General features: G+C 54.0%; 22 protein-coding genes. 18 read left to right on the top strand and 4 right to left on the bottom strand.

The window, feature by feature from the left end; translation table 11 throughout:
- The first annotated feature begins 31 nt into the window (after positions 1-31).
- Genes bioF through bioB form a run of 4 tightly spaced genes read left to right on the top strand, consistent with a single transcriptional unit; the run spans position 32 to position 4,145 of the window.
- Positions 32-1,228 carry an 8-amino-7-oxononanoate synthase gene (bioF, locus tag HOM51_09385; GenBank protein ID MBT5034720.1) on the top strand — a complete coding sequence of 399 codons (1,197 nt, stop codon included), beginning with the start codon at positions 32-34 and terminating at the stop codon, positions 1,226-1,228.
- The gene (bioD, locus tag HOM51_09390; GenBank protein MBT5034721.1) at positions 1,225-1,848 is read left to right on the top strand and encodes a dethiobiotin synthase; all 624 of its coding nucleotides are present in this window, start codon (positions 1,225-1,227) and stop codon (positions 1,846-1,848) included. The genes bioF and bioD overlap by 4 nt, the downstream gene beginning before the upstream one ends.
- The gene (gene bioA / locus HOM51_09395) at positions 1,845-3,158 is read left to right on the top strand and encodes an adenosylmethionine--8-amino-7-oxononanoate transaminase (protein ID MBT5034722.1); all 1,314 of its coding nucleotides are present in this window, start codon (positions 1,845-1,847) and stop codon (positions 3,156-3,158) included. Before bioD ends, bioA begins: the two co-directional genes overlap by 4 nt.
- Before the next feature lie 21 nt (positions 3,159-3,179).
- The gene (gene bioB, locus HOM51_09400; GenBank protein MBT5034723.1) at positions 3,180-4,145 is read left to right on the top strand and encodes a biotin synthase BioB; all 966 of its coding nucleotides are present in this window, start codon (positions 3,180-3,182) and stop codon (positions 4,143-4,145) included.
- 120 nt (positions 4,146-4,265) lie between these two features.
- On the opposite strand, the gene HOM51_09405 is transcribed toward bioB, so the two are convergent.
- Positions 4,266-5,336, bottom strand: coding sequence for a M23 family metallopeptidase (locus HOM51_09405; GenBank protein MBT5034724.1), 1,071 nt, complete (start codon positions 5,334-5,336; stop codon positions 4,266-4,268).
- A 90-nt stretch (positions 5,337-5,426) separates the two neighbouring features.
- Between HOM51_09405 and HOM51_09410 the strand changes: the two genes are divergently transcribed.
- From HOM51_09410 to HOM51_09475, 14 genes are all read left to right on the top strand, one after another.
- Entirely contained in the window at positions 5,427-6,356 is a 930-nt protein-coding gene (locus HOM51_09410) for a bifunctional riboflavin kinase/FAD synthetase (GenBank protein ID MBT5034725.1), read from the top strand.
- A gap of 10 nt (positions 6,357-6,366) precedes the next feature.
- The gene (locus HOM51_09415; GenBank protein MBT5034726.1) at positions 6,367-9,165 is read left to right on the top strand and encodes an isoleucine--tRNA ligase; all 2,799 of its coding nucleotides are present in this window, start codon (positions 6,367-6,369) and stop codon (positions 9,163-9,165) included.
- 13 nt (positions 9,166-9,178) lie between these two features.
- Positions 9,179-9,655, top strand: a complete 477-nt coding sequence (lspA, locus tag HOM51_09420) for a signal peptidase II (protein ID MBT5034727.1) — start codon at positions 9,179-9,181, stop codon at positions 9,653-9,655.
- A 43-nt stretch (positions 9,656-9,698) separates the two neighbouring features.
- Entirely contained in the window at positions 9,699-10,280 is a 582-nt protein-coding gene (locus HOM51_09425) for a DUF3035 domain-containing protein (protein ID MBT5034728.1), read from the top strand.
- A gap of 138 nt (positions 10,281-10,418) precedes the next feature.
- Complete coding sequence (locus HOM51_09430) at positions 10,419-11,783, top strand: insulinase family protein (protein MBT5034729.1); 1,365 nt, start codon at positions 10,419-10,421, stop codon at positions 11,781-11,783.
- Positions 11,780-13,093, top strand: coding sequence for an insulinase family protein (locus HOM51_09435; GenBank protein MBT5034730.1), 1,314 nt, complete (start codon positions 11,780-11,782; stop codon positions 13,091-13,093). The genes HOM51_09430 and HOM51_09435 overlap by 4 nt, the downstream gene beginning before the upstream one ends.
- A gap of 117 nt (positions 13,094-13,210) precedes the next feature.
- Entirely contained in the window at positions 13,211-14,860 is a 1,650-nt protein-coding gene (pgi, locus tag HOM51_09440; GenBank protein MBT5034731.1) for a glucose-6-phosphate isomerase, read from the top strand.
- Positions 14,857-16,650 carry a DNA mismatch repair endonuclease MutL gene (gene mutL / locus HOM51_09445; protein MBT5034732.1) on the top strand — a complete coding sequence of 598 codons (1,794 nt, stop codon included), beginning with the start codon at positions 14,857-14,859 and terminating at the stop codon, positions 16,648-16,650. Before pgi ends, mutL begins: the two co-directional genes overlap by 4 nt.
- Positions 16,650-17,447 (top strand): hypothetical protein, encoded by a 798-nt coding sequence (locus HOM51_09450; GenBank protein MBT5034733.1) that lies wholly within the window; start codon positions 16,650-16,652, stop codon positions 17,445-17,447. Before mutL ends, HOM51_09450 begins: the two co-directional genes overlap by 1 nt.
- A gap of 23 nt (positions 17,448-17,470) precedes the next feature.
- On the top strand, positions 17,471-17,650 hold the full coding sequence (locus tag HOM51_09455) for an HIG1 domain-containing protein (protein ID MBT5034734.1): 180 nt from the start codon (positions 17,471-17,473) through the stop codon (positions 17,648-17,650).
- 2 nt (positions 17,651-17,652) lie between these two features.
- The gene (locus tag HOM51_09460; GenBank protein ID MBT5034735.1) at positions 17,653-18,213 is read left to right on the top strand and encodes a cob(I)yrinic acid a,c-diamide adenosyltransferase; all 561 of its coding nucleotides are present in this window, start codon (positions 17,653-17,655) and stop codon (positions 18,211-18,213) included.
- A gap of 150 nt (positions 18,214-18,363) precedes the next feature.
- A complete protein-coding gene (locus tag HOM51_09465; protein ID MBT5034736.1) occupies positions 18,364-19,116 on the top strand; it encodes an electron transfer flavoprotein subunit beta/FixA family protein in 753 nt (250 codons plus the stop codon).
- Positions 19,113-20,042 carry an electron transfer flavoprotein subunit alpha/FixB family protein gene (locus tag HOM51_09470; GenBank protein MBT5034737.1) on the top strand — a complete coding sequence of 310 codons (930 nt, stop codon included), beginning with the start codon at positions 19,113-19,115 and terminating at the stop codon, positions 20,040-20,042. The genes HOM51_09465 and HOM51_09470 overlap by 4 nt, the downstream gene beginning before the upstream one ends.
- Before the next feature lie 60 nt (positions 20,043-20,102).
- Positions 20,103-20,984 carry a 3-hydroxybutyryl-CoA dehydrogenase gene (locus HOM51_09475; GenBank protein ID MBT5034738.1) on the top strand — a complete coding sequence of 294 codons (882 nt, stop codon included), beginning with the start codon at positions 20,103-20,105 and terminating at the stop codon, positions 20,982-20,984.
- Positions 20,985-20,995: 11 nt separating this feature from the next.
- Here HOM51_09475 and HOM51_09480 read toward each other — a convergent pair whose 3' ends face one another.
- The 3 genes from HOM51_09480 to HOM51_09490 all read right to left on the bottom strand — a co-directional run.
- Positions 20,996-22,069, bottom strand: coding sequence for a site-specific DNA-methyltransferase (locus HOM51_09480; GenBank protein ID MBT5034739.1), 1,074 nt, complete (start codon positions 22,067-22,069; stop codon positions 20,996-20,998).
- Positions 22,070-22,171: 102 nt separating this feature from the next.
- A complete protein-coding gene (locus tag HOM51_09485; protein ID MBT5034740.1) occupies positions 22,172-22,786 on the bottom strand; it encodes a ribonuclease HII in 615 nt (204 codons plus the stop codon).
- The coding region (locus HOM51_09490; protein ID MBT5034741.1) for a cation:proton antiporter at positions 22,779-24,077 on the bottom strand (1,299 nt) is incomplete at its 5' end. The genes HOM51_09485 and HOM51_09490, both read right to left, overlap by 8 nt.

Here is a 24,077-nt window from a genome sequence, read left to right on the forward strand (position 1 = left end):
CTTCTATCTCAAGAACAATACGGTCAGTTTCATGTCCCGTCTGGACGATCAGTTGGAAAACTTTTTGGAAACCCTGAAGGGCAAAGGCGTCCTGCGCGATCTAAAACCCGGCAATCCAGATGGCGCTGCCCATGTTTGGCGAGACGGTCAAAAGCTAATAAATTTTTCTTCGAACAATTATTTAGGCCTCACCCAACATCCAAAGCTGATCGAACGCGCTGTTGCCTGGACAGAAAAGTGGGGCACGGGATCGGGTGCCTCTCGATTGGTCACTGGCACGTTTGAAGCCCACACGATGGTTGAAGAAAAGCTGGCGGGATTAAAAGGCACCGAAAGCGCGTTGATATTTAATTCAGGATTCCAGGCCAATGGCGCTGTCCTGCCCGCTTTGTTTGATAAAGAGATGCTGGGCCGCGACGCCATCGTCTTCACCGACCGCCTGATCCATGCATCCCTGCACCAAGGATGTCGCGCAGCAGGGGTTCATGAAATTCGGTTTCGGCATAATGATCTGCCGCATCTGGAAAGCCTGCTTGAAAAATACGATCAAGACGGCGGACGAAAATTTATCCTCACCGAGTCGGTTTTCAGCATGGATGGCGATCGCGCGGACCTCGAAGGGCTCTGTGATCTCGCTGACAAATTCGATGCGTTCCTCTACGTCGATGAAGCCCATGCGACGGGAGTGTTGGGGCCGCAAGGCATGGGGCTGTCGGGCGATGTGCTTGGGCGCGTTGATCTGGTGATGGGAACGTTTAGCAAAGCGCTCGGAAGTTTCGGCGGCTACGTCGCCTGTTCAGAGCGCTTAAAAGACTATCTGATCAACCGTGCCGGTGGGTTCATCTATTCGACGTCGTTGCCGCCAGGTGTGCTGGGGGCCATGGACGCAGCGCTTGATCTGGTGCCAGAGATGGACGCGGAAAGGTCCAAACTGCATCGCCATGCCGGGCGACTGAGAGACGCCCTCAGCGCCCACGGCCTCGACACCTGTAATTCATCGACACAAATTGTCCCGGCCGTGCTGGGAGGCGTGGCGGAAACTTTGAATGCTGCGAGCATCTTGGAAGATGCCGGCATCCTGGGCATTGCCATTCGCCCCCCGACCGTCGCCAAAGACACAGCGCGTATTCGTTTTGCCCTTTCCGCTGAGCACCGCGACGAAGATGTTGAGAAGTTATTGGCGATGATTCCCAACATCGCGGCCCTAAAAAAAAGAGGTGCCGCATGACAAAACGTGGAATTTTTGTAACCGGAACAGATACCGACATCGGCAAGACAATTGCCTCTGCTTGTTTGGTCCGAGCCCTTGATGCCGATTACTGGAAGCCTGTGCAGTCTGGTTTAACAGAAGGACGCGATTGCGATACGATTTCTGAGCTAACAGGCCTGGAGGAAAGCCGCATTCATCCCTCCACCTATGAGCTACAAGCCCCCTTATCACCACACGAAGCAGCACGCTTGGAAGGCCTGCGTTTGGACATGAACCAGTTCAAGCTTCCCACTACCGATAATAATCTGGTCGTGGAAGGTGCTGGCGGCGTGCTCGTGCCGATCAACGAAGGGGCGTTGATGATTGATCTGATCGACCAACTTGATCTGCCGGTAGTCGTGGTAGCGCGGAGTGGGCTTGGGACCATCAATCATACCCTTCTAACTTTGGAAGCACTTCGAGCCCGAAACTTAGAATTATTAGGTGTGATCGTCAGTGGTCCCGCCAACTCTGCCAATATCGAAGCCATTCGAACTTACGGCAAAATAAAAATCCTGCTTGAATTGGAACCCATTTCGCCGCTTGATTCAGCTGGAATAGATATAGCCGCCAAAAATTTAGAAAGTGAATTCTCTTGAGCGATCTCGAATACCCCGGCCACGACAAGCGCCACGTCTGGCATCCGTTCACCCAGGCGCAAACAGCACCCGACCCGATTGCCATTCGGGCGGGGCGGGGTGCAGTCCTGTATGCCGAAGACGGGCGCGAATTCCTTGATGTGATTTCGTCCTGGTGGGTCACCTTGCACGGCCATGGTCATCCAAAGATTGCCGAGGCTGTTGCTGAGCAGGCCAAGAAATTGGAACAGGTCATCTTTGCAGGCTTTACCCATCGCCCTGCATCCACACTCGCCCAACGTCTTACTGCCTTGCTGCCAGGAAATTTGAACCGAGTCTTCTTTTCTGACGATGGCTCCACTGCTGTCGAGGTCGCGCTAAAAATGGCGCATCAGTACTGGCGTAACAAAGACCAGCCCGGACGATGCAAATATCTCGCCTTCGATGGCGGGTATCATGGTGACACAGTGGGTGCGATGTCGGCAGGGGCCAGTTCGGGATATTTCTCACAATGGGAAGACTTGATGTTCCAGGTTACCTCCCTGTCCTATCCGGAAACCTGGGAAGGCGATGGTGAGGTCGAGGCGAAGGAAGCTGCATCGCTTGCTGCCTTAGACCAGTATCTGACTGACCACGGTAACGAGACCGCCGCCCTCATTGTCGAGCCTCTCGTCCAAGGAGCCTCCGGCATGCGCATGTGCCGACCTGAATTCTTGACGGCAGTTGCTGCGCGTCTGAAGGCTGCCGACATTTTACTAATTTTCGACGAAGTGATGACCGGGTTCGGGCGCACCGGCGACTTATTTGCCTGTCTAAAGGCTACCGTAACCCCCGACATTATTTGCCTTTCAAAGGGCCTGACGGGTGGGTTTGTTCCAATGTCTGTCACCGTGTGTGCGGATGAAATTTATGAGGGGTTTTTGGGAGAAGACTTCGATCGGGCCCTCGCCCATGGCCATTCATTCACCGCTAATCCGATTGGGTGTGCTGCCGCGCTGGCATCAATGGATTTGCTGCTGGCCGATGAAACGCGGGCTGATATGAAAAGTATCGAATTATTACATCTGGAACGCATGTCTAGGCTGATGCACGCGCATGGGCTGCATCACGCGCGGGTCATGGGGACCATCGCTGCGATTGATGTGGTTGCTGCCGATGCGGGCTATACCGCTGCCATTGGTGCTAAGCTAAAAGAATATTTTATGGGCCAGGGATTGCTGATGCGGCCACTTGGTAATGTGATTTATCTGTTGCCTCCCTATTGCATAAGCGATACCCAATTGCATACCGCCTACGACGCCATCGAACAGGCGGCAGCGGATTTACTTTGAAGGCCAAAAAAAGGAAAGAGCATGGCCACAGCGGCTTCCTTGAAACCACAAGCAGCGACCTGGACCCGAACACAAATCGTCGACTTGTTTGATTTGCCGTTCAACGACCTGCTGTTCCGCGCCCATGAAACACATCGCGATAATTTTGATCCCAACACGGTCCAATTAAGCACCTTGCTGTCGATCAAGACTGGCGGCTGCCAAGAGGACTGCAAATACTGCGCTCAGAGCAGCCACTTCGAAACAGAACTCACCGCCACCAAAACCTTGGCGGTCGAAGAAGTTCGCATCGAAGCCGAAAAAGCCAAGGCCGCTGGCGCGACTCGGTTCTGCATGGGGGCTGGCTGGCGCGACCTAAAAGACCGCGACGTTGAAACCATGACCGCGATGATCGGAGAAGTTAAAGCCCTCGGCATGGAAAGTTGCATGACCCTCGGCATGCTCAGCGACGACCATGCCCAGGCCTTGGGCGATGCGGGCTTGGATTACTACAATCATAACGTCGACACCTCGCCGGAATACTACGACAAGATCATCACCACACGGACCTATCAGGACCGGCTGGATACCTTAAGCGCCGTCCGTCGCGTCGGCATGAAGGTGTGTTCGGGTGGCATCATCGGCATGGGAGAAACCTTGGATGATCGCGCCGGGATGTTGGAGACACTCGCGAACTTAGACCCTCAACCCGAAAGCGTTCCAATCAATCAACTGGTGCCGATCCCGGGAACGCCCTTGGGCGATGTGGACGCACTTGATCCCTTTGAGATGGTCCGAACCGTTGCAGTCGCCCGCATCCTAATGCCGAAGTCCCATGTGCGCCTGTCCGCTGGTCGCCGGGAAATGTCGGAAGAAACTCAGGCGCTGTGTTATTTTGCTGGGGCTAATTCCATTTTTTATGGTGAGAAATTGCTGACGACGGATAATCCTGATTTAGATGCAGACAAGGCTCTGTTCGATAAGCTAGGGATCAGCGGCGAGGCTTAACTTGGCGTCCTTCGAGACGCGCTTTCAGCGCTCCTCAGGATGAAGATTCTTTTTTATTTTCAAATATATTCTTCATCCTGAGGAGCCGCGTCAGCGGCGTCTCGAAGGACGCCGTCTATACTATTGCAGCTTAACTGTTCGGGTTAGACGAAAAACTTGCCTGTCTCCCGATGCCAATTTTCGAACCAGACGAATTTCCCCCCGGTACACCCCCGGTAGCCACAGCTTCGCCGCCCGACGTTTCTTAGCGGTGAAAAATTTCCTGATCTGGGTGCGCCGTATGATCGCCTTGGCCGCCAGAATTCGCGTGCGATTGGGCGCGAATACTTCAAACAACAAAACATCACCTTTTCTCAGGCCAAAAATATCAGCCCATAAATTCAGCGCCGCCGCCGTTCGGGGAACTTTAATGTCGTGATATTTTCCTGCCCGAGCCCGGCCTGCCTTAGGATCGCGACCGGTAAACCCACCCATATAAATGTTGGTCGGACGATAGGTGAGCTGTTTCAGCGCGGCCTTATTCCACAGCGGTGCAGACGATTTGCCGCAGCCTGATCCCTGAGATAATCCGGTGAAGGGATCAACAATGACTTTGTTACGGCTCACTTGAAAATGCAGATGAGGAAATTCCGTTCGGCCTGATAAGCCGACAAAGCCCAGCCATTGGCCCGCCTTTACCCGAGTGCCTCGGCGGGCTTTTACGCTTTTGTTCCGCATGTGGCAGTACTGGGTGACCCATCCACCGGCATGCTGAATGCGGACTGCATTGCCGCAATCCTTGCCCTTCAGCGCCTTCACTCCGCCGATTTTTCGGTAATTGACATCTCGCATCCCCTTACGCACGCCCAAGACCACCCCATCGGCAGCGGCCACCACAGGGACACCCCGGTCGATGGGCTTTGGCACAGAACCCACCGTGACCTCGAACCCCCGTCGCATGACGGCCAGATCACGAACCGCGAAGTCGGTTCCCTTATGCTTGTTGTAGACCTTGTGGCCGCACGCATAATCGATCGCATTCTTCGACCGATCCGCATCGACATAATTGACAATCCAGCAGTTTCTGCCTGGCGTGCAGCTGATTGGCAGGCGAAATGAAATCCCTGAGCCTAATTCTGTTGCCGTGCTTGGTCGAGGGCAAACAACGGTCAAGATTGCTGCGCAAATCCAGATTATATTTCTAAAATTCATGAGATTAGGATACTCGGATTTTAACCTGTGACTCTACAACAAAGCGATTGTCCTTGACCCGCTCTAGGCCCCCTGACACTTTTCCGCGCCATGCAAGTTTTTACATCCTATGAGAACCTACCGGACGATGTCCGTGAAGGCGTTGTTGCCATCGGCAATTTTGATGGCGTGCACCGTGGCCATCAGGTTGTTGTCAACGAGGCTGGGCGCTACGCAAAGGGCGACGGTGTGCCGTGGTCGGTGCTGACGTTTGAGCCGCATCCGCGCCGTGTGTTTGCACCAGACGGCCCACCGTTTCGCCTGACCCCTGCGGATGCCAAAGCCCGCGCGATTGAAAACCTTGGCGTGGACGCCTTGATCGTGCTGACGTTCGACAAATCCTTTTCAGAACGCAGCGCGGATAGTTTCGTCCACGACGTCTTGGTTGGCGGATTAAAGGCCCAGCACGTGGTTGCGGGATATGATTTCAAGTTCGGCCATAAGCGCGCCGGCAATTGCGAATTGTTACTGCACAAAGGTCAGGAAGAAGGCTTCGATTTCACCGCCGTTCAGGCCCACAATGACGAAGACGGCGAAGTAATTTCATCGACCCGTATCCGGGAGTTTCTAGTTGCGGGAAAGCCCCGTCAGGCCGCAGACCTACTTGGAAGACCTTTTGAAATCGAAGGCGAAGTCCAACATGGCGAAGAAATCGGCCGCACCATGGGTTTCCCGACAGTGAATTTGTTCATGGGCGATTACATGCACCCGGCGAATGGAATTTATGCGGTGCGGGTCGAGGTCAACGGCGTGTCTCACGATGGCGCCGCCAGTCTCGGCTATCGCCCGACATTCGACGGAAAGGACCTTATTTTTGAAGCTCACCTGTTCGATTTTGTTGGCGATTTATATGGTCAAAACGTCCGTGTGGCGCTGATTGAATACCTTAGGCCTGAAAAGAAGTTTGACGGGACAGATGATTTAAAGGCACAAATCGCCCTGGATTGCGACCAAGCCCAAAAAATATTGGCCAATTTTTGACGGATGAGACATTAACGTGGATTACAAACCAACACTCTTTCTGCCTAAAACCGACTTTCCGATGAAGGCCGGATTGGCGATGCGTGAACCGGAGACCCTGAAACGATGGGAAGATTCGGATTTGTACGGCCAACTACGCGCTCAGTCCAAGGGGCGCGAGAAATTCATCCTGCATGACGGCCCACCGTACGCCAACGGCAATCTGCACATTGGCCACGCGCTCAACAAAATTTTGAAAGACGTCATCAATCGGTCCCAACAAATGATGGGCAAGGACGCTGTCTATGTGCCGGGCTGGGATTGTCACGGGCTGCCTATCGAATGGAAGATCGAGGAAAAATATCGAGCTAAGGGCAAGGACAAGGATGACGTTCCCATTGTTCAATTTCGCCAGGAATGCCGTGAATTTGCAGCGAAATGGATCGATGTTCAGCGTGAAGAATTCGAACGGCTAGGTATCCTTGGGGATTGGGCGAACCCCTATACCACCATGACCTACGCCGCCGAGGCACAAATTGTTCGCGAACTGAGCAAGTTCCTGATGGATGGCTCGCTCTATAAAGGGGCCAAGCCGGTGATGTGGTCGGTGGTGGAAAAGACTGCGCTCGCCGAGGCCGAAGTCGAATACCACGATCACACCTCGACAACGATCTTCGTGCGTTTTCCGGTTCAGAAAACAACTCAAAAAGAATTAGAAGGCGCGTCCATCGTCATTTGGACGACGACTCCTTGGACCATGCCTGGTAACCGCGCGGTCGCCTTTGGCCCTGAATATGACTATGCGATTTTCCGCGTCGATGCGGTCGATGAAGACAGCTTGGCGGTCGTTGGCGAACGCTTGATCTTGGCGGCACCCTTAGCCGACTCGGTTAAAGCTGCGGCAGGGATTTCTGATTGGACGATGGAAGGCCCCGCAACGGGTCTCGAAGGCACGATCTGCAAACATCCGCTGAATGGCCAGGGATACGATTTCGATATCCCTGCCCTCCCCGCAGATTTCGTTGAAATGGAAACAGGCACGGGCTTTGTCCACATCGCCCCAGGTCACGGCGCTGATGACTGGGAGTTAGGAACCGCACATGATATCGCGGTTCCCGATACGGTTGGGGGAGATGGATTGTATTTCGACCACGTCCCCCTATTCGCCGGCAAGCATGTCTTTAAGGTGAACCCCGAAGTGGTCGAGACCCTCAAGGACGCGGGTGGTTTACTGGCATCCGGAAAGTTGGTGCATAGCTATCCCCATTCCTGGCGCTCAAAGGCACCGCTGATCTTCCGCAATACGCCGCAATGGTTCATCAGCATGGATAAGTCCAATCTGCGGGAAAAAGCCTTAAAGGCCATCGATGAGACAAAATTCTACCCCGCGACCGGACGCAATCGTCTACAGGGTATGATCGAGTCGCGGCCGGATTGGTGTGTCTCCCGCCAACGGGCCTGGGGTGTCCCCATCACCGTGTTCGTTAACAAATCAAGTGGTGAGCCATTGCGCGACCAAGCCGTGCTAGACCGTATTATTGATGCCGTCGAAGCCGAAGGTGCCGACGCTTGGTTTGCCTCCGAGCCGTCACGCTTCCTGAGCCCTAACTATGATCCCGCCGATTACGACCAAGTGACCGATATTCTGGATGTGTGGTTTGATTCAGGGTCCACCCATGCCTTTGTGCTGGAGGACCGGGAAGAACTCGCCTGGCCGGCTCAGCTTTATCTTGAAGGCAGCGATCAGCATCGCGGCTGGTTCCATTCATCGTTGCTTGAATCCTGTGGCACCAGAGGGCGTGCACCTTATGAAGCCGTTCTAACCCACGGTTTTGTCATGGGCGCGGACGGCCAAAAAATGTCTAAATCCCTCGGCAACATTGTCGCCCCCCAAGATGTGATTAAACAACAAGGCGCTGATATCCTACGGCTATGGGTGGTGGGCTCTGATTATTCGGACGACCTTCGGATCGGGCCCGACATTCTCAAACAGCATTCAGATGTCTACCGCAGGCTCCGGAACACGCTACGTTATCTGCTCGGCAACCTGAATGAATTCGATGACAGCGAAAAATTGGACCGGGCTGATATGCCTGAGTTGGAACAATGGGTGCTGCACCGAATTTGGGAAATGGATCGACTGGTCCGACAATCGTGCAACGACTACGAATTCCATGCACTATTTGGCGAACTGCATAATTTTTGTTCGGTGGAATTGTCGGCGTTCTATTTCGATATCCGTAAAGACAGCCTGTATTGCGACGCCAGCACTTCGACCCGGCGACGGGCGGCACGAACCGTTCTGGATACCCTGTTCAATTGCCTGACCGCGTGGTTCGCGCCGTTTATTTGCTTTACTGCGGAAGAAGCCTGGCGAGCCCGCACCGGCGATGACTCCAGCGTGCACCTGCAGCAATTCCCTGAAATTCCCGATACGTGGCAGAACGATGACCTCGCTGCCAAGTGGGCCAAGGTCCGTGACCTTCGCCGCGTTGTCACCGGCGCCCTGGAAGTCGAACGCGCCGAAAAGCGCATTCGTTCAAGCCTGCAAGCCCACCCCCATGTTTACGTGGGTGCCGACTATATCGAAGCCATGGCAGGTCTCGATCTAAGTGAGATCGCAATCACCTCCGGTGCGACGTTGAGCGAAGCCTCCGCCCCAGAGGGCGCATTCACTCTCGCGGATGTCGCAGACGTGGCCGTGGTTCCCAATACCGCTGACGGTGCCAAGTGCGAACGGTGCTGGATGGTTATGGACGATGTCGGTGCCGACCCTGACCACCCCGATGCCTGCGGCCGCTGTGCCGAGGCAGTGAAAAGCCAGGACTAACCCAGTGAATTCCATGCCCCCCTTGCGGCTCGGACTGCTCGCGGCAGCAATCGTGGCAGTGCTCGACCAGGCCTCTAAATACTGGATTGTTGAGATTGTGATGCAGCCACCCAGGCTCATCCCAGTCACGCCTTTCTTTAATCTGGTTCTTGGCAGGAACTGTGGCGTGAGCTTTGGCTTCCTCCGACTTGACTGCGCTGTAAGTGCATGGGTTTTGTCGGGGTTGGCCCTGGCCATTGTTGTGGCGCTTGTCATTTGGCTGCGCCAAGCGGAAGGGCCTTGGATTGCAGGGGCGCTTGGTTTGGTGATCGGCGGTGCTATAGGCAACGTGTTCGATCGGATCTTTCAGGGCGGCGGCGTGGTGGACTTCCTTGATTTTTATGTTGGCACCTTTCACTGGCCCGCGTTCAACGTAGCGGATACAGCGATCACGGTCGGTGCAGCGATATTAATATTGGAATCCTTGTTTGTACGTCCTGAAAAGGAGTAAAATGGTTGTTCGATCGGTTCACTGAATTATGCGGTTTTTAGCGATGAGAAAAATTGGATTTTTGAGTATTTTCCTGGTGGGCAGCCTGCTTAGCGGCTGTGACAGCATTTCCAAAGCTGTGCTGAATAAGAAGTCCTCGCCGGATGAATTCTCGGTTTATACCCGCGCGCCACTCAGCATTCCGCGCGATTTCGGACTGAAGGCCCCAAAACCAGGCACCACCCGTCCGCAAGAAGTTTCACCCCGCAGTCGGGCGAAAGTTGCGGTTATGGGTCGGCAGTCCGGACGTGCGGGGCAGGTTGCCTCTAACTCGCAAATCCAGGGAAGCCGCGGCGTGATGGTGCTGCTGCGGGACACCGGCAGCCTAAAAGCAACTTCAGATATCCGGAAACAGATCGACGCCGAAGCGGATGACCGCATTGCGGCTCGGGCAAGTATTACCGACCGGCTGTTGTTCTGGGAGGCCAAGCAGCTTGACGAAGTCGTTGTGCACCCGCTGAAAGAAGCGCACCGCATCAAACAAGCCGTCACCAAAGGCAAAAAGGTCACTGGATCAGGCTCTGTCACCATCTCCCGACAGGAAGACCCCAATCGGAGTTTCCTGAGCAAATTGTTATTTGACTAAATCGGTTCTTTCCTCCCAATCAGTCACAATATCGTTAGTATTTATGGGGTCTGCCTTATGCATGCCCTATTCTATCTCTTGAATGCAGAGCAAATTTGAAAGCGCGACAGACGGTACCTTGGAATTGGAATGGTAAACATGAGTTTTAAGAGATGGCTAAAAATATTTGTTGTGGCTGGGATCGCCTTAATTTCAGCAGGAAATGCGTCACCGGCAAGCGTCTTTAATCCAGAAACTTTCATGCTCAAGAACGGCATGCAGGTCGTCGTCATTCCAAATCATCGAGTGCCCGTTGTGACGCACATGGTTTGGTACAAAGTTGGATCAGCCGACGAACAGGAAGGCGAATCTGGAATTGCCCATTTTCTTGAGCACTTGATGTTCAAGGGGACTAAGACCCTAGGCAATGGCGAATTCTCTCGAATCCTGGCCAAAAATGGCGGCCAACAGAATGCGTTTACCTCCACCGATTACACGGCCTATTTCCAAAACGTCGCGGTTGATCGCTTGGAAATGGTCATGCGCATGGAAGCTGACCGCATGACCAACTTGGTCCTAACCAAGAATGACGTCGTGACGGAGCGCGAAGTGGTTTTGGAAGAACGTCGTTCCAGGACAGGCAACAACCCAGGTGCCTTGCTGCGCGAACAAGCGAATGCTGCGTTGTTTCTCAATTACCCCTACCGGCGACCGATCATCGGTTGGGAACATGAAATCCGCAGTCTGGACTATACCCGCGTGATTAATTTCTATCGCCGTTGGTATGCCCCCAACAATGCGATCTTGGTTGTCGCGGGCGACATGACAGCGAAAAAGCTGAAACCCCTGGCTGAAAAATATTACGGCACCATTCCCGCCGCTAAACCAATTGTCCGAAATCGGGCAGAAGAGCCGCCGCACAACGCTGCCCGGCAAGTCGTCCTAAAAGACCGCCGGGTCCGTCAGAAATCCTGGAGCCGGACCTATCTGGCACCAAGTTACAAATTTGGAAATCGCGATCACGCCTATGCTTTGGAGGTGCTGGTCGAATATCTAGGCGCCGGGGCGACAAGTCCGCTTTTCAGGTCTTTGGTCATGAAACAACGCATCGCTGTTAGTGCCGGCGCTTATTACAGCCCTGGTGATTTGGGCCCGTCGCAGTTTGCTTTTTATGCCAGCCCAAAACCCGGTGTTTCCATAGAGAAAGTAAAAAAAGCGCTGATGGCGGAGGTTGCCAAGCTGTTGAAAGATGGCATTGATAAAGCCGAAATTAAACGCGCCAAACAGCGATTGCTGGATGAAGCCGTATACGCCAGAGATTCCGCCCGCGCGGGAGCCCGTGTTCTAGGTTCTGCGTTGGCCATCGGAATGACCATCAATGATGTGGAGACGTGGCCGGAGCGGATTTCAGCTGTCACTGTGGCCGAGATAAATGCGGCGCTTGTTGACGTGGTCAATGATCGGCACTCGGTTACGGCTATTTTGCTGCCTGAAAAAATGGCGAAGAAGGGAGCAATGAAATGAGATACCTATTAATCGCAGTATTGCTTACCCTCTCATTTGCCGCACCTGCCCAGGCGGTCAATGTCGAAGAAATCAAAACCGACAACGGCCTAACCGCATGGATGGTGCGCGATCCGACCAATCCCATTATTTCCATCCGCTTTAGCTTCAAAGGTGGCTCTGCATTGGACCCAGTGGGAAAAGAAGGTCTGGCCGAATTGGTATCCTCAACGATGGACGAAGGTGCCGGAAAATGGGACAGCCGCGGCTTTCAACGGCAAATGGAAGATTTATCCGTCCAACTGCGATTTGAGGCCGGTCGGGATTCCTTTGGTGGCAGGCTCAAGACACTTAGAAAGAACCGCCAAGCGGCGTTTGATTTGCTAGCGGCGGCCTTAACCAAACCTCGGTTCGACGAAGAACCCGTCACACGCATTCGTGGGCAAATTCTGGCCGGTCTTCGCCAGGAAGCCGAAGACCCTGGCAGCGTCGCCGGGAAAACCCTGATGAAGGCGTTGTTTCCCAAACACCCCTACGGGCGACCAGGTTCGGGAACTGTCAAAAGTGTTGCGACGATCACTCAGGACGACCTAAAGAACTTCGTCAAGCGCCGCCTTGCGCGCAACAATTTGGTCGTCGGAATTGTCGGGGATATATCCAAGAAAGAAGCGGCAGCGTTTCTATCTACAACCTTTGGCGGTCTGCCGAGAAATGCCGCTCCCTGGACTTTGCCGGTTGCCGTCGCAGGTGCTGCAGGCAAAACAATTGTCGTGAAAAAACCGGTTCCGCAAAGTTCCATTATGTACGCTCACGAGGGATTCAAGCGCGACGATCCAGACTTTTTCGCCGCCTTCTTGGTAAATCATATTTTGGGTGGGGGCAGCTTTACCTCCAGACTGTACCAAAATATTCGAGAAAAACGTGGACTGGTGTATTCGATCAGCAGCTATCTGCATCCTATGGATTGGGCGGGGCTGGTCGCGGGCAGTGGTGGCACCGCCAATGCTCGGGTCGGTGAAACGGTGACATTGTTACGCGAAGAATGGAACCGAATCGCTAAAGATGGAATCACCAAAACTGAATTATCCGAGGCCAAAACGTTCCAGACCGGTTCGTTCCCTCTTCGATTTACCTCTAGCGGGCGCATTGCCGGCATGCTGGTTTGGATGCAGCTTTGGAACCGAGGCATCGATTATTTCGACCGCCGCAACGCCCTGATTGAGGCGGTGACCCTCAAAGACGCCAACCGGGTGGCAAAGCGATTGTTGAATGGTGACAAGCTAACAGTCGTTGTCGTCGGCCAACCAAAGGGTCTAAAGGCCTCTCAATAGACATTTCATGGCTTGGTCCGCACATACTGTGTCTGTTAATCTGGCCCACGAATTCACTTGGGGGTTTGCCGGGGAATTTACCGGGGTATCAACCCGCCACTTGTTGCGGAATCTAAGATGACATCTCAGCTGGAAACGAGTGCATGGCTGGCCTTGCGAGCGCACCAAAAACAAGGGAGCGACGTTCACCTGCGCGACCTGTTTGCCGAAGACCTGGAACGGTTTGAGCGTTTCTCTCTGTCGCTTGGCGACATGCTGCTGGATTATTCAAAAAATCGAATCACGCCGAAAACCTGTACCTTGCTGTGCGATCTTGCCCGGGAAGCCGAGGTCGAAGCTTGGCGCGACCGCATGTTCGCCGGCGATAAAATCAACACCACGGAAAACCGCGCTGCCCTCCACGTCGCACTCCGCAATAGAACCTCAACACCCATTCTCGTTGACGGCAAAAACGTTATGCCGCTGGTCCGTGATGCATTAGGTCAAATGCGGGCTTTCGTCGTGTCGGTGCGGGGTGGCATCGCCAAGGGACACACCGGCAAAAAATTCACCGATTTTGTAAACATCGGCATTGGCGGCTCTGACCTTGGCCCGGCCATGGTGTGCGAAGCGCTGACCCCTTACGTGAAAGACGGGTTGCGAACCCACTTCGTCTCCAACGTGGATGCCACCGATATCGTTGAAACCCTGAAAAAGCTTAATCCGGAAACGACGCTTTTCATCATCACGTCGAAGTCCTTTACCACCCAAGAAACCATGGCTAACGCTGAAGCCGCTAAGATGTGGATCACCGGGACTTTAGGCGATGAAGCGGTTGGTCGGCACTTCGTCGCGATCTCTGAAAACCGTGATGCCGTCCAGGCGTTCGGCATTGATCGCGCCAATCATTTCCCAATTTGGGAGTGGGTTGGCGGACGCTATTCCCTGTGGTCGGCAGTCGGGTTGCCGATTGCTCTGACGACGGGGATGGAGAATTTCGAGGCATTGCTGGACGGTGCCCATGCCATGGATCGGCATTTTATTGAGGCCCCGATAGAAGAAAATATGCCCATGATCTTGGCGCTTATGGGGATATGGAACATCAACTGCCAGGGTGCGGCAGGTCACACCATTCTGCCCTACGATCAATATCTGCGCCTGCTACCGGGCTACCTTCAACAGGCTGATATGGAAAGCAATGGTAAGGGTGTTGGCCGCGAAGGTGAGGCGGTCACGCAGGGCACAAGTCCTATCGTATTTGGTGCTGCCGGCACGGTTGGGCAGCACTCGTTTTACCAACTTCTCCATCAAGGCCCGGAGTTGGTGACGGCTGACTTTATCGCCGCAGCCGAGTCCCATAACCCCTTGGGCGACCGCCATGAAAAGCTGTTGGCGAATTGTTTTGCGCAAGCTGAGGCTCTTATGCGCGGCAAGACGGAAGAAGAAGTGCGTACGGAATTGGAAGGCGAGGGCCTGAGCCAAGGGCTGGTTAATCGGCTGGCCCCACATAAGGTCTTCCCGGGCAATCGCCCCAGCAATTCGATCCTGGTGCGTAAGTTCGACCCGCATACGCTGGGCAAATTAATTGCCCTTTATGAGCATAAAATTTTTATTCAAGGGGTGATCTGGGGCATTAATTCGTTTGATCAATGGGGCGTGGAGTTGGGCAAAGTTTTGGCCGACGACATTCTGCCTGATCTAATGACAGATGCTACGGCCGACAGGCACGATGCCTCCACCAATGGATTGATCAACGCCTACCAGAAATGGAAATCGGAAATCCTATGACGATCCGTATGTTGCCGGAAACCGTGATCAACCGCATCGCCGCGGGCGAAGTGGTTGAGCGGCCTGCCTCTGCGGTGAAGGAACTGGTGGAAAACAGCATTGATGCGGGGGCCACACATATTGATGTCACCGTAAGAGACGGTGGCCAGACCTTAATTTCGGTTGAAGACGATGGTCGCGGTATGACGGCCGATGAAATGGCTTTGGCGGTCCAACGCCATGCGACATCCAAGCTCCCCAACGATGACCTGCTCGATATCCGCTCGCTAGGTTTCCGAGGGGAAGCTCTACCATCCATCGGCGCTGTCAGCAGGCTCCACATCACCAGTCGAACCCAAGGCAGCGACAGCGCGTGGAAGATTACTGTCGAAGGAGGACGGGTGGAGAAACCGCAGCCCGCAGCACATCCAGACGGCACGCGGATCGAAGTCCTGGATTTATTCTTCGCCACACCGGCGCGGCTCAAGTTTCTAAAAACACCCCGCACCGAAATGAACCATGTAACCGAGACCTTGCAACGCCTCGCCATGGCTCATCCGGGAATTACGTTCAGTCTCTCGGATGGAGAGCGCACGATCTTCAAATTATCAGGCGCGCAAGGGGAATTGTTCCAGTCCCGCCTCGACCGCTTAGGCGCGATCATGGGCCGGGAATTCGCCGACAACGCCATCCCGATTGATGCGGAACGCGAAGGTGTCCGCATGACCGGTTTCGTCGGTCTGCCGACCCTCAACCGAGGCAACGCCGCCAAGCAGTTCATGTTTGTTAATGGCCGACCGGTGCGAGATAAATTATTCTACGGTGCTGTGCGCGGCGCGTACCGGGACTTCCTCGCATCTGACCGGCACCCGTTGTTAGCCCTCTTCCTGGAACTCGAGTCCGATCAGGTCGACGTCAATGTGCACCCGGCCAAGACCGAAGTCAGATTTCGCGATCAAGGCAATGTCCGAGGATTAATCGTTGGTGCCTTGAAACGTGCCTTGGCCGATGCCGGACATCGTGCCTCAACCACGGTGGCATCGGCAGCCCTCGGCGCTGTGCAATCAGGTAGTCTACCAAGCTACTCGGGCCAGGGTGGTTACGGTCATACTATTCCACGTCCGTTATCATCGGGCCTGCACGAGACGGCAACATCGTTCCATGCGCCGCTGCCCAATGTGGACCAAGGCTTGGAAGCGCCTCAGTTCGAACCTACCAATGACACAGCAGATTACCCCTTAGGGGTTGCCCGTGGTCAGGTCCATGAGACCTATGTTATTGCGCAAACGGGAGATGGCTTGGTCATCGTCGATCAGCACGCGGCACACGAACGACTTGTGCATGAGCGCTTGAAGAATGCCCTTGATGCCGAAGGCGTGCACCGTCAGGGAATGCTTATCCCGGAAGTTGTGGAACTGGACGAGGCTTCCGCTGATCGGTTGATCGCTCGATCAGAAGAACTGGCAGAACTGGGCTTGGTGCTGGAACCCTTTGGCGTAGGAGCCATCGTTGTTCGTGAAACGCCCGCGCTGTTGGGCGAGACGAATGTGGTTGGGTTGGTGCGGGACTTAGCCGACGATTTGGCCGAGTTCGATGAAGCGATTTCACTCAAAGACCGTCTCGGTGATGTCTGCGCCACCATGGCATGTCATGGCAGCATCCGCGCTGGGCGGCGACTAAATGCGCACGAAATGAACGCCTTGCTCCGTGAGATGGAGGCAACGCCTCATTCAGGACAATGCTCCCATGGGCGTCCAACTTACGTAGAATTAAAATTGGCGGACATCGAAAAGCTCTTTGGTCGGCGCTAATGCTCGGCGAAATTTTTCAGTACCTGACCACGTCGTGTCCCAAATATGTCCGCGCCATGGGTTACCTGCATGGGGCCATCGCCATCGAAGCCCGCTACAAACGTTGTGCGTCGGCTTGGCAGGGACATACCGATAAAAGTAAGGCGCTAATTTTGGAAGCCGCAGATCACTGCCAAAATAAAAAATTGGCCGTGGTCTTAGGCTCAGGGATTTTATCGGACATTCCCCTGACTGAGCTGAGCACCCAGTTTGAACGGGTCGAACTGATCGACGTGGTGCATCTGGCAAAGGCCCGCAAAGCAGCAAACGCTTTTGATAATGTCGGGCTTTTAAGCTCGGAAATTACCGGGGCGGCTGAAATTCTACAGCAACATATCCTCATGGGAGGGTCAGGCCCAATCGCCGTGCCGACCACGACATTATCGATGATAGAAGATGCGGACCTTGTGGTTTCAGCAAGTGTGTTAAGCCAATTGCCGCTGGCGCTTTTGGAGACCGCGCGGACGGGACCTGGCTGGAAAGACCCGGACCTCGTCGATTTTGCGCGGGGTATTCTGCAAGCCCACCTGACGGCGCTGGACACTGCACCTGGAGTTGTTTGCCTGATCACCGAAGTTGAACGGCAATATTATGAGGCCGATGAGATCGTTGAGATCGAGGACCCTTTGTTTGGACTGAACGTTGGAGAGAGCGACGAGGAATGGCTTTGGGAGATCGCGCCTCCGCCAGAACTTGATCCCCGACAAGGTCTGCGGCATCGGATGATTGGGAATATTATAACACCCTCGCGTCCTTGATCTGGATAGATTATATCTAAGCCATGGTAGTTTTGATCGTCATTGCTTTAACTTGCGTAGTCTTATCGCTGATGATTGGCGTGATCAGCATGGCCAAGGGTGGTGAATTTAACGCTAAGTACGGCAATCTGCTGATGCGCGCGCGGATCATATCGCAAGGCATAGCAGTAGTCTTGCTTCTGATCATGATGATGACGGCTTAGATATGGTGCGCCTGACCAGAATTTATACTCGCGGCGGCGACAAGGGCGAGACCTCGCTCGGTGGTGGCGCGCGGGTGCCAAAGCATGACCTCCGCGTTGAAGCCATGGGAGCAGTTGACGAAACCAACGCCGCCATCGGGTGTGCGCGCTTGCATACAGACGGCGACATAGATGACATGCTCAGCCGTATCCAAAACGATTTATTTGATCTGGGCGCAGACTTGGCCACCCCGGACGACGTCAAAAAAGACGGAGCGCTTTGCATCACCCCGGCTCAGGTGGAACGTCTGGAAAGCGAAATCGATCTTTTAAACGCTGCCCTAGAACCGCTGAATTCGTTTGTTCTGCCAGGGGGAAGCCCTGCTGCTGCCAATCTGCATCTGGCCCGAACCCTGGCCCGTCGCGCAGAACGGATTATGACAACCCTCGCTGAACGCGACCGTTTATCGGATGCTGCCGTTCAGTATATCAACCGCTTATCTGATCATCTATTTGTTGCCGCACGGGCGCTTAATAATAACGGTGCAACCGACGTCCTTTGGAAGCCGGGTGAGAATACTTGAGCAGCCGTTGACAGCCCTGGATGTTGGTTATACTTTCGGCAGAAATCGGTCGTTCATCAGGGGGTTTTACTGAAAACCGTTACCTGAATGTCCGACTCGAGACGAAATTACTTGGGTCAACTCACATTTTAACAACATCACGGTTACAATATGAAGGTTCTCGTCGCGGTTAAGCGCGTCATCGATTTTAACGTGAAAATTCGCGTAAAGTCTGACAACACGGGCGTTGAAACAGCCAACGTCAAAATGTCCATGAACCCCTTCGATGAGATTGCCGTCGAAGAGGCCATCCGACTAAAGGAAGCTGGTACAGTATCTGAGGTCATTGTTGCCTCCGTCGGCACCCGCCATTCTCGGGAGACCATCCGCACGGCACTCGCCATGGGTGCGGACCGGGGTGTTTTGGTCGAAACCGACACAGACGTGGAACCCCTAGGCGTGGCAAAAATTCTCAAAGCCGTCGCTGACAAGGAAGAGCCGGGGCTGATTATTCTCGGCAAGCAGGCCATTGACGATGATTCGAACCAGACCGGGCAGATGCTGTCGGCACTTCTCGGATGGCCACAAGGAACCTTTAGCTCAAAATTAACCCTGAGCGATGACAAGGCGGAAGTCTTGCGCGAAGTTGATGGTGGGCTGGAAACCGTAGCGCTGGATATGCCTGCGGTCGTCACTGTGGATTTACGCATGAACGAACCCCGCTACGCGACCCTGCCCAACATCATGAAGGCGAAGAAAAAGCCGGTCGAGGAATTATCGCCGGAAGATTTGGGCATCGATGTGACCCCGCGCATGACGACATTGAAAGTGACTGAGCCGCCAACCCGAGAGGCAGGCGTCATCGTCGAAGATGTCGCACAACTGGTCGATAAACTGAAAAACGAAGCCAAGGTGATCTCATGACAGTCCTGGTCCTAGCCGAACACGATAACCACGAACTCAAGCCCGCAACCCTGAACACGGTGACGGCAGCTGCCGAACTGGGCGATGTTGAAATCCTGGTGCTCGGTCATCAATGTGGCGGCGTTGCGGATGCCGCTGCCAAAGTTTCTGGCGTTACCAAGGTGCTCGTCGGTGATGCGGAATACTTGGCCCATCCTCTAGCTGAACGAATGGCACCGATCCTGGTTAATCTGGCGGGCAACTACAGTCATGTGCTGGCACCGGCGACGACCTACGGAAAAAACGTACTGCCCCGTGCTGCGGCTCTTTTGGACGTCGCACAGATTTCCGAAATCTCCGCTGTTGAGGGACCGGATACATTCGTCCGCCCGATCTATGCAGGCAATGCGCTGGCGACTGTTCAATCCAGCGATGGGATCAAGCTCATCACGGTCCGCACCACGGCGTTCGATGCCACCGGAGCAGAAGGCGGCAGTGCGGCGATTGAGAATATCGATGTTGAAGAAAGTAGTGCCAATTCATCGTTCTTAGGTGCCGATGTCACCAAGTCCGAACGCCCTGAGTTGACCAATGCCGGGGTTATTATATCCGGCGGGCGTGGCATGCAGAGCAGCGATAACTTCCCGCTTTTGGAAGCTGTCGCTGATAAGCTGGGCGCCGCCGTTGGCGCGTCCCGAGCGGCCGTCGATGCCGGCTTTGCACCGAATGATTATCAAGTTGGCCAGACCGGCAAGGTCGTCGCACCTGACCTTTACATCGCGGTTGGAATTTCCGGCGCCATCCAGCATTTGGCTGGCATGAAAGACAGCAAAGTGATCGTCGCCATCAACAAAGACCCGGATGCGCCGATCTTCCAAGTTGCCGATTATGGATTGGTCGCCGATTTATTTGACGTCCTGCCCGAACTTTCCAGTGCATTGGATTGATCGCTCTGGCATCCTATCTATCAAGGAACCGGAATTTAAGGGCCGAATTAAGGAAATACCATGGCCATTGAGATAAAAGAAATTGGCGTAATCGGTGCCGGGCAGATGGGTGGTGGCATCAGCCATGTCTTTACCCTTGCGGGTTATAAAATCCATCTATGCGATATTGATGAGGCGGCCTTGGAAAAGGCAATGGGGGCCATCGATCGCAATATGTCGCGGCAGGTCGCACGCAAAAAGATTACGGACGACCAAAAGAATGACGCCTTGGCCCTGATTTCAACCGGCACGGATTTTGCTCCTCTCAGTAATTGTGATCTGATCATTGAAGCTGCCAGCGAAGACGAAGCGGTAAAGAAAGAAGTTCTCAAGAATCTCGGCCCTGTCTTAAAACCTGACGCGATCGTTGCCTCCAACACGTCGTCGATTTCCATTACCCGCTTGGGCGCAACCATGGAGCGGCCTGAAAATTTCATGGGCATGCACTTCATGAACCCTGTGCCGATGATGGAACTGGTGGAACTGATCCGAGGTATCGCCACAGATCCTAAAACTTTCGATATCATCCGCGACCTGACCCGAAAATTGGGTAAGACGCCGGTCAGTTCCGAAGATTTCCCAGCCTTCCTGGTCAACCGAATTCTACTGCCGATGATCAACGAAGCTGTCTACACCTTGTATGAAGGTGTTGGCTCCGTCAGTGCCATCGACACAGCAATGAAACTCGGCACCAATCACCCGATGGGGCCGTTAGAATTGGCTGACTTCATTGGGTTGGACATTTGTTTGGCAGTAATGAATGTGCTCCACGAGGGCTTAGCCGATACCAAGTACCGTCCCTGTCCACTGTTGGTGAAATACGTGGAAGCCGGATGGCTTGGTCGAAAGACGGGTCGTGGGTTCTACGACTACGCGGGTGAGACGCCTGTTCCGACCAGGTAGATATTTCGAACCTAATTCAACTCCGCCCGAACCTTCTGCCTCAGCACGTCAATAGACACCAACGATCCCTTGTCCTCAAAGCACCAGAACTGCCAGCCGTTGCAGGCGGGGGCGTTTTGGACGTGGGCACCAACTTGGTGGATGGAGCCTCTGAAATCTGAAGCGGCGACACTACCGTCGGCGCTGATGCGGGCGGCAAATTTACGGCGGGGATCATGGAGGGTTTCACCAACCGACAGCAGCCCGCGTTCAACCAGGGTACCAAAGGGGATTCGCGGTTGTTTACGTTTGGAGGGCGTGCTGATCAGATTGGGGTCTGCCACTTCGCGGACATCGGCGATGCGGGCGCGGGCGATTTCGGCATAGTCTGGGTCACGTTCGAGACCAATATAATTGCGGCCGAGTTTTTTCGCGACAGCTCCCGTCGTGCCGCTGCCAAAGAACGGATCCAAGACGATATCGCCGGCTTCTGTTGAAGAAAGAATTACCCGATGCAATAGGGATTCGGGTTTTTGGGTTGGGTGGGCTTTGACACCATCAATCTTGATGCGTTCGTGGCCAGTGCAAATTGGCAGCACCCAGTCTGAACGCATTTGCAAATCGTCGTTGAGGTTCTTCATCGCCTCGTAATTAAACTGGTACTTGCTATCTTTGTCCTTGGCGCACCAAATCAGGGTTTCATGAGCATTGGTGAAGCGTCGCCCGCGAAAGTTCGGCATCGGGTTGGTTTTTTGCCAGATGACATCGTTGAGCATCCAATAGCCCAAGTCCTGCAACACCGTGCCAACGCGGAAAATATTGTGGTAGCTGCCGATCACCCAAAGGGTTCCGTTTGGTTTTAACACCCGGCGGGCTTCAGATAACCAACCACGGGTGAAACGGTCGTAGGCCTCAAAGCCATCGAACTTGTCCCACGCATCATCAACGCCATCGACTTCGCTGTGGTTGTTGGGGCGAAGCAGGGTTCCTTCCAACTGAAGATTGTACGGCGGATCGGCAAACACCATATCCACGGACTCAGCCGGCAGGTCGCGCATCAACTCAATGCAGTTCCCCACAAGAATTTGATTCTTTTTCATTTCGATTACCCCCAGGTATGGGAGGCAGAATGATTCAGTCAGGATTCCGCGTCAAGAATTAAATAGAATCAAAGACTTACAAAGAATTAAGATTTCTAGATATGGAATCTAGCCGCTGTTTTTACTCAAGATGTTGATGATGGGTTTAAAACTTTTTCGGTGATGTGGGGTCACACCAAGGCGTTCCAGACCCTCTTGATGAGCTTTTGTGCCATAGCCTGCGTTCCGTTCCCAGCCATATCCTGGGTAGGCTTCGGCAAGACCCGCCATGATCCTGTCTCTGGTAACCTTGGCAACAATAGAGGCGGCTGCGATGGAAAGCGATAGCCCATCCCCCTTAATGATGCACTGGACTTCGCAGGGTAATTTCGGCGGTCGGTTGCCATCAACCAAGGCAACATCCGGCGTCCCTTCAAGCCCCTTTAACGCGCGTCCCATGGCATTCAGAGTCGCTTGCAGGATGTTCACATCGTCGATTTCATCAACCTCGGCAACACCGACACCGAAGTCGACGTGGTCTTGGAGGATATGGAATAGCTCCTCTCGTCGTGCCGGTTTGAGCTTTTTGGAATCGTCCAGTCCTTGGCGCAAGGTATCAGGTAAAGTCGCCGGGTTTAAGATAACCGCCCCGGCCACCACGGGTCCCGCCCAAGGCCCGCGACCGGCTTCGTCTATCCCCGCGACAACTCCCCCGACGGCCAATTCCAAATTGAAGTCAGGCATCTTTGGTCTCTTTTGGCCCGGGTTCTTTTGGTTCAGGTTCCTTTGTTTCAGGTGGCTTCTTCTTTTCCAGTTTCTTTTTTACGCTGGCCTCAATCTTTTTTGCGGTTGCGTTAATCTTCTTACGGTAACGGCGGCTGTAATAGCTCGCCCGGCGGATGTTTAATGTGGTCCAGGATCGGGCCTCGCCGATCGAGGTTGTGACGGCCTTTGCTTCGCGACCATATATTATGCTCAGCACTTCACCTGCCGACTCTCGTCCGGCAAGCGCAACGACCTGCAAGCGACGCGCGGTTACCACCCAGAGTGGGCTGAGCGCCAGACTAAGCACCGTCACCGCAACCACCAATCGGCCAGTTTCCGGATTGATTAGCCCGTGGCTCATACCAACCAGAGACAGCAAAAAGGAAAATTCACCGATCTGGGCGAGCATGACACCGGCCAAAAATGCATGCTGCCAAGATTGGCCAAGGACGCGCAGAATGCCAACATTCAAGATCGTCTTAAATACCGCGACCATCAGGAACAACAGGAGTACCGCGTCCACGTTCTGCCAAATGTATTCCAGATCAACCAGCAATCCGATGGACAGAAAGAATACCATCATCAGGATGCTCTGGATGGGTTTTGCGGATTCGAGCATGCTTGCGCGTTCATGGCTGTTGCCAATGACCAATCCGGCTAAAAATGCGCCATACGCGGCGGATAATCCCAAAATCCCCGATACGGCGGCGGCACCGAAACAAAACGCAAGTGCGCTTAAGGGTTTTAGGTCTTCGTGGCCTGCGACCATACGATCGAAAGGCAGGCGGACTTTTTTGCCGCGGCTCAGGTACCAGATTAACACAGCCAGGAAGACCACCGAACCGCCTAATTTAATCAACACCAACCAGTCAAAACTTCCTTCCGCCAAGGCCCCAAGACCAAGCATCATTGGTACTACTGCCAAGTCTTGAGCGATTAGCACACTCACTGTAATACGACCCGCACGGGTGCGGAGTTCGCCAATATCTTCGAGGACTTTGATTGCCACAGCCGTGCTTGATAGCGCTACCACAAATCCAAGGACGACAGATACCTCCACAGAAAATCCTGCGACCTTGGCAGCCAGGATCATTACAGACGTGCTCACACCGATTTGAATTAATGTCGTTAGGACAGCGAGCTTCCATACCCGGCGAAACGCCCGCAACGACAATTCCATGCCGATCACAAACAGCAGCATCAGCACGCCAAGTTCCGCCAGAACGTCAATATCGCCGCGATCATGAACTACGGCAAACGCTGAGGGGCC

It is taken from the genome of Rhodospirillaceae bacterium, assembly GCA_018660465.1.
GTDB lineage: Bacteria > Pseudomonadota > Alphaproteobacteria > Rhodospirillales > JABJKH01 > JABJKH01.